This is a genomic window from Cupriavidus sp. CuC1 (assembly GCF_044627735.1).
Taxonomy (GTDB): domain Bacteria; phylum Pseudomonadota; class Gammaproteobacteria; order Burkholderiales; family Burkholderiaceae; genus Cupriavidus; species Cupriavidus ulmosensis.
On the sequence record NZ_JBIUHC010000285.1, the window covers coordinates 1 to 6,529 of the forward strand.

4 protein-coding genes are annotated in these 6,529 nt (G+C 68.5%); all 4 read right to left on the reverse strand.

What is annotated here, in order from left to right; genetic code table 11:
- Nucleotides 1-156: 156 nt before the first annotated feature.
- Nucleotides 157-1,089: an alpha-E domain-containing protein gene (locus ACGLHR_RS50215; protein WP_400103407.1), complete on the reverse strand. Its 933-nt coding sequence runs from the start codon at nucleotides 1,087-1,089 to the stop codon at nucleotides 157-159.
- A 78-nt stretch (nucleotides 1,090-1,167) separates the two neighbouring features.
- Complete coding sequence (locus ACGLHR_RS50220) at nucleotides 1,168-2,130, reverse strand: transglutaminase N-terminal domain-containing protein (protein WP_400103409.1); 963 nt, start codon at nucleotides 2,128-2,130, stop codon at nucleotides 1,168-1,170.
- Entirely contained in the window at nucleotides 2,127-4,784 is a 2,658-nt protein-coding gene (locus tag ACGLHR_RS50225) for a circularly permuted type 2 ATP-grasp protein (protein ID WP_400103411.1), read from the reverse strand. The genes ACGLHR_RS50220 and ACGLHR_RS50225 overlap by 4 nt, the downstream gene beginning before the upstream one ends.
- 27 nt (nucleotides 4,785-4,811) lie before the next feature.
- A partial coding sequence (locus ACGLHR_RS50230; protein ID WP_400103413.1) for a transglutaminase family protein occupies nucleotides 4,812-6,529 on the reverse strand: 1,718 nt, incomplete at its 5' end.

Consider the following 6,529-nt stretch of genomic DNA (forward strand, 5'->3'; position numbering starts at 1 on the left):
TCGCCTTCTTTGCCTACTTTCTTGGCGAGACAAGAAAGTAGGTCGCCTCCCCGCAGGGGAGGTGAAACTGCAGTTGCCCTTGACGTTAAGTAGTTGAAGTTGAAGCTGATTTTGCAGTTGCAGTTGCAGTTGCAGTTGCAACCAGCCCCTCCCCCCCTACGCCCCCTTCATCAAAAAATCCCGACTAACCCCACCCCCAAGCTCATGGATCCTCCGCAGAAAATCGCTAAGCCACCCATGAATCCCAACAGAAAAAATATCCTCGATCCGAGTGAATTTCAGCTCGGCATGCAGCTTGCCGGCACGCCGCTCCGTCTCCACTGACTGCGCATTCCTCACCTGCGCCAGCAACGAAATCACCTCCCGCAAACTGGCGGCCAGCGAGCGCGGCATATCCGGATGCACGATCAGCAACTCGGCCACGCGCTCCGGCGTGACCACCGAGCGATAGACCTTGCGGTACATCTCCAGCCCCGACACGGAGCGCAGTACCGCGGCCCACTGGTAGAAGTCGTCCTGCTGCTGGCTAAGGTCGGTAGCCTGGAACTTGACGTCGAGAATGCGGGCGGTGTTGTCGGCGCGTTCCAGGAAGGTGCCTAGCCGCATGAAGCAATAGGCTTCGTCCTTGAGCATGGTGCCGGCTTCCACACCACGCGTAAGGTGGGAGCGGAACTTGACCCACTCGAAGAACCGGGCCGGATCGTGGCGCAGGATGCCATCGGCGACCATCTGCTGGACATCGAGCCAGGTGGTGTTGATGGTTTCCCACAGCGGCGTGGTGAGTGCGCCGCGCACGGCGCGGGCGTTTTCGCGGGCGGCGCGCAGGCAGGACATGATCGACGCCGGGTGGCTCAGGTCGCGCACCATGAAGTCGATCACTTCCTCGTGCACCACCGCGCCGTGGTGCGCGGCGAATACCGGCGTGAGTTCCGTCACGTCGAGCATCGCCAGCCAGCCCTGCTGCGCCACCTCGGGCGATTGCGGCAGCATCGAGGCCTGGTAGTTGACGTCGAGCATACGGGCGGTGTTCTCCGCGCGCTCGGTGTAGCGGGCCATCCAGAACAGGTGGTCGGCGGTGCGGCTTAGCATGGTGATTCCCCCTTTTCTCGGCAAACCCAGGCTACTGACAAGCAATTGGCTTGCCAGGCGCTGACCGCGGCGCAGTGCCTACCCGACCGGCAGCACGCTGACCTCCACTTCCACATCGTGCGCGCCGCCGCCCACGATGACGCCGCGCAGCAGCGAGACATCGCTGTAGTCGCGCCCGAACGCCAGCGTGACGTGGCTGGTGTCGGCCAGCACGTCGTTGGTGGGATCGAGGTCGACCCAGCCGGCCATTGGGCAGTACACCGACAGCCAGGCGTGGGAGGCGTCGGCGCCGATCAGCCTGGGCTGGCCGGGCGGCGGCTTGGTGCACAGGTAGCCGCTGACGTAGCGCGCGGCGAGGCCGAGCGAGCGCAGGCAGCCGATCATGACCTGGGCGAAATCCTGGCACACGCCGCTGCGCAGGCCGAAGGCTTGCAGCGCCGGGGTGTCGACTTCGGTGGCGGTGGTCTGGTATTCGAAGTCGGCGTGGACGCGGTGCATCAGGTCGATGGCGCCGGCCACCACCGGCACGCCGGGCGCGAAGCTGGCGAGCGCATAGGCCTTGAGGTCGGGATGCAGCGCCACGTTGGGCGAGGCGAAGCAAAACTCGCTTTCCGGCAGGAAGGGCTGGCCGGCGCGAAAACGCAGCGCGGCGACGGCCGCTTCCCACGGCATGCTGGCGTCGGGGTCGAGCGCGGCCCAGCGCGGCGTCAGGCTGACCGTGCTCTCGCAGGCGAGCTGCATGTAGTCGTGCGGCACGTCGATGGTGAAGTACAGCACGTGGTTGCCGAAGGCGTCGACGTCCGCATGCTGGTGCGACGGCGGCGGCTCGATCTGCGTGCTGTGCGCGTGCACGGCCTGCCACGGGCAGGTGACCGGGAACACCACGGCACGCTGCTGGGCGTTTTCCACCGGGGCGGAGTAGTCGTAGATGGTTTTGTGATGGATCGTCAGCACGGAGGCGGCGCGTCCTGGCGCGGGCACGGCAGCTTCCTCAGCCTGGCGCATCGTCGCGTTCATGGTGTCGTTCTGCGTCGCATTCATGGTTGGGCCCCGACGCGGGTGCCGGCCATGCCGGCATGGCTGAAGTAGCGCGCACTGATTTCGTCCGAGAGCTGCACCACCATGTCAGTCAGTTGCTCGCACAGTTGCACCAGATTGGTGTATTTCCCGTCGGCGCCGCGCTGGCAGAGTGCCTCCCAGCCGGGCAGCGTCTCCACGGTGGGCAGCCATTGCGGCAGCGGCACGCGCCCGGTGCCGGCCGGGCTGGCCGGCGGCGAGATCTGGCCGAGCTTGACGCGCAGCCGCGCCAGCAAGCCGTAGAGCCCGCGCGGGTTGGTGGGCTCGATCACCAGTTGGTCGACCAGCGCGGGCACATCGGAGCGGCCCGGGTACAGCGCGCGGAAGGTCAGCGTGCTGTCGAACAGGTGCAGCAGCAGATCGAAACAGGTCCGGTGCAGCAGCGCGCCGTTGTGCGCAAACACCCGCAGGAAGGTCGAGAGCGTGGCCACGCGCTCGATATGGCGGCCGATGAACAGCAGGCGCCAGGCTTCGTCGCGGGTCATGCGGTCGCCCTGCGCGCCGCTGATGGCGGCGAGCTGCATGGACAGGCGATCCAGCGCCGCCAGCACGCGCGGGCGGTCGTAGTTGCCCGCGTCGCTGCCGGCGCCGCCAGGGCTACCCGCGCAGGCCGCCTCCATGGCGTCGCCAAAATCGTTGCGCGCGGCGAGGATGGTGCGCCAGTGATCGTTGGACAGCCGGTTGCGGATCTCGGTGGCGGCGTGCACGTGGCTGGCCAGGTTCTGGCCCACGCTGGTCCAGCCGGCGCTCTCCGCCAGCGCGGACACCAGGCTGCGCTCGAACACGCGCAGCGAGGCGCGCGGCTGCGGGGCGCCGGTCGGCAGCAGGCCGCAGGCGCGCACCAGTTCACCGATCACGTCGAGCGCGCTGTCGTCGCGGTCGTCGCTGCTTTCGATCGAGCCCAGCACCAGGCGGCACAGGCGTACGTTGTTTTCCGCGCGCTCGGCGTAGCGGCCGGCCCAGAACAGGTTCTCGGCGGCACGGCTGGATACCGCCAGCGGCTTGGCCGCCGGACCGGGCGCCGCGCCGGCCATGGGGAACTGCAGCGGCGCGCCTCCCGGCTGCGCCGGCTGGCTCGACAACACCCAGGTGTCAGTGCTGGAGCCGCCGAGCTGCATCGATACGGCCGGCTGGCCTTCCCCCGCGAGCCGGGTAAAGCCGCCGGGCATCACCTGCCAGCCACCCCGTCCGTCGGCAATGGCATAGACCCGCAGCATGGCGGCGCGCGAGCCGATATGCGGCCCTTCCCAGCGCGGTGCGTGCGACAGCGGCAGGTCGGCCTGGATGGTGAACAGATCCGGCACCTGCTCGATGCGCTCGCGCCAGTCCGCCAGGCGCTGCAGGCCGCGCTCCATGCCCAGGCGCGGGCCTTCCCACGGCTGTGCCATGCCGCGCGGGTAGGTTGGCATCAGGAAGGCTTCGGTGAATTCCCCGAGCGCCTCCTCGCGCGCCGTGGCCTCGCCGCACCACCAGCTGGGCACGCCCGGCAGCAACAACTCCTCGCCCAGCAACGCGCGGGAAATGGCCGGCAGGAAGCCGTGGATGGCCGGCGTCTCCAGGAAGCCGGATCCGGGCGCGTTGGAGACCAGCACATTGCCCGCGCGCATCGCCTGCAACAGCCCGGGCACGCCGAGCGTGGAATCCTGGCGCAGCTCGACCGGGTCGCAATAAGAATCGTCGAGACGGCGCAGCACCACGTCGACGCGCTCCAGCCCGGCCAGCGTCTTCAGGTAGACCACGTCGTTGCGCACCGTCAGGTCCTTGCCCTCGACCAGCGTGATGCCGAGGTAGCGGGCCAGGAAGGTGTGCTCGAAATAGGTTTCGTTATAGGGCCCCGGGGTGAGCAGCACGATGTGCTTGCTGACCGTGGCGGCGGCGTTGACCGCGGATTCCGGCGCGGGTGGCTGCGCCGCGGGCTGCTGCGCCAGCGTGGCTACCAGTTGCGAGAAAGCGGCGGGCAGGCGCCGCACGCGCAGCTCGCGAAAGGCATCGGCGAACAGGCTGGAGATGATGAGGCGGTTCTCCAGCGCGTAGCCCATCCCGGAAGGCGTCTCCGTGCGGTGGGCCATCACCGTCCAGCCGCCCTCCACGGTATGCGCCAGGTCCACCGCCACGATATGCAGGAAGTTGCCGCCCGGCGGCTGGTAGCCCTTGAGCGGGCGCAGGTAGCCGGGATGGCCAAAGACCAGGCCGGCCGGCAGCAAACCCTTGGACAGCAAGGTCTGCGGCCCGTAGATGTCGGCCACCATGGCGTTGGCCAGCTCCGCGCGCTGCGCCACGCCGCGCTCGATTTTCTGCCAGTCCTCCTCGGCAACCAGGAAAGGCAGCAGGTCCAGCGCCCAGGCGCGCGCGCCGGCCTTGTCCGTGTAGTCGGCGTAGACGTTGTAGGTCACGCCGTTGTCGCGGATCTGGCGCGCCATGGCGACGGCCTGCTGGTCGAGGCCTTCGACGCCCTCCTCGCCCAGCACCTTGAAAAAGCTCGCCCAGGGCTCGCGCAACCCGTCCCCGCACGCCCCCAGCTCATCAAGATGCCCAGGTGGCACCGGCCGCGCGCGGTGCATCACCGCGTCGACGGCAGGGGCGGTTTCATCAAAAGGCAGTGACGGCTGGAGAGGCACGGGGCGCGACTTTGGGGGCGTGCCGGATCAGCGTTGTCGCAAATCCAGCGTGAACGGAAACTCGAGGCTGCGCCGGGGCGGTTCCACGCGCATCACGCCCGGCGTGTGACCAAGTGTGAAGAAACGTGTCAGGCGCCGGCTCTCAGCCTCGTACGCATTGACCGGGAAGGTCTCATAGCTACGCCCGCCCGGATGCGAAACATGATACTGGCATCCACCGATGCTGCGCCCCATCCATGTGTCGACAACGTCGAAAGTCAGCGGCGCATGGGAGGCAATGGTGGGATGGAGCGCAGACGGCGGCGCCCACGCGCGGTAGCGCACCCCGGCCACGAACTCGCCGACGCGCCCGGTGGGCTGCAGCGGCACCGCGCGGCCGTTGACGGTGACCACGTGGCGGCTGTCGTTCATGCCCAGCACGCGCACCTCGATGCGTTCCAGCGACGAATCCACATAGCGCACGGTGCCGCCGGCACTGCCCTCCTCGCCCATCACATGCCAGGGTTCGAGCGCGGTGCGCAGCGTCAGCGACAGGCCGCCGGCCGCGAGCTCGCCCACGCGCGGGAAGCGGAACTCGAAGTGCGGTGCGAACCAGGCGTTGTCGAACGCAAAGCCGGCTTCGCGCATCTCGGTGAGCACGTCCTCGAAATCCATCTGCACGAAGGTGCCGAGCAGGAAGCGGTCATGCAGCTCCGTGCCCCAGCGCGTGAGCCGCCCGCGATAGGGCTCGCGCCAGAAGCGCGCCACCAGCGCGCGCAGCAGCAACTGCTGCACCAGGCTCATGCGCGCGTGCGGCGGCATCTCGAACGCGCGCAGCTCCAGCAGGCCGAGGCGGCCGGTGGGGCCGTCGGGCGAGTAGAGCTTGTCGATGCAGAACTCGCTGCGGTGCGTGTTGCCGGTGACGTCGATCAGGATATTGCGCAGCGCGCGGTCGACCAGCCAGGGCGGCATGTGCGCGCCAACCCCTCCCTCTGGGCCGGAGATCCGGTCAAGCTGGTGCTGCAGTTCGGCAAAGGCGATCTCGAGCTCGTAGAGCTGGTCGTTGCGCGCCTCGTCCACGCGCGGCGCCTGGCTGGTCGGGCCGATGAACATGCCCGAGAACAGGTAGGACAGCGAGGGATGGTTGTGCCAGTACGCAATCAGGCTGGACAGCACATCGGGGCGCCGCAGGAAGGGGCTGTCGGCCGGCGTGGCGCCGCCCAGCACGAAGTGGTTGCCGCCGCCGGTGCCGGTGTGCCGCCCGTCGAGCATGAACTTCTCGGTGCTGAGATAGGTTTCGTGGGCGGCCTGGTAGAGGAATTCCGTGTGGTCGACCAGTTCGTCCCAGTTGGCAGCGGGATGGATGTTGACCTCGATCACGCCCGGATCGGGCGTGACCTGCAGCAGCTTGAGGCGCACGTCGCGCGGCGGCGGGTAGCCTTCGAGCACGATCTTCACGCCCAGCCCGGCGGCGGTGGCTTCCACCGCGGCCAGCAGCTCCAGGTAGTCCTCCAGCACGGTCAGCGGCGGCATGAACACATAAAGCATGCCGCGCTTGTCGCCCGCGGCCGCTTTCTCGGCCTTGGGGCCCGCGGCGCGGCTGGGATGGCGCACTTCCACGCACAGCGCCGTGCGGGTGATCCAGCCCGCGGATTCACCGCGCTCGGGCACCCGCGCCAGGTCCGCCGCCAGTGCAGCGGGCGCGACCGTGCCGCCGACCGTGCCTGTCCCCGGCTTGGTCCCGGCCAGCCTGCCGGCACGCGTAG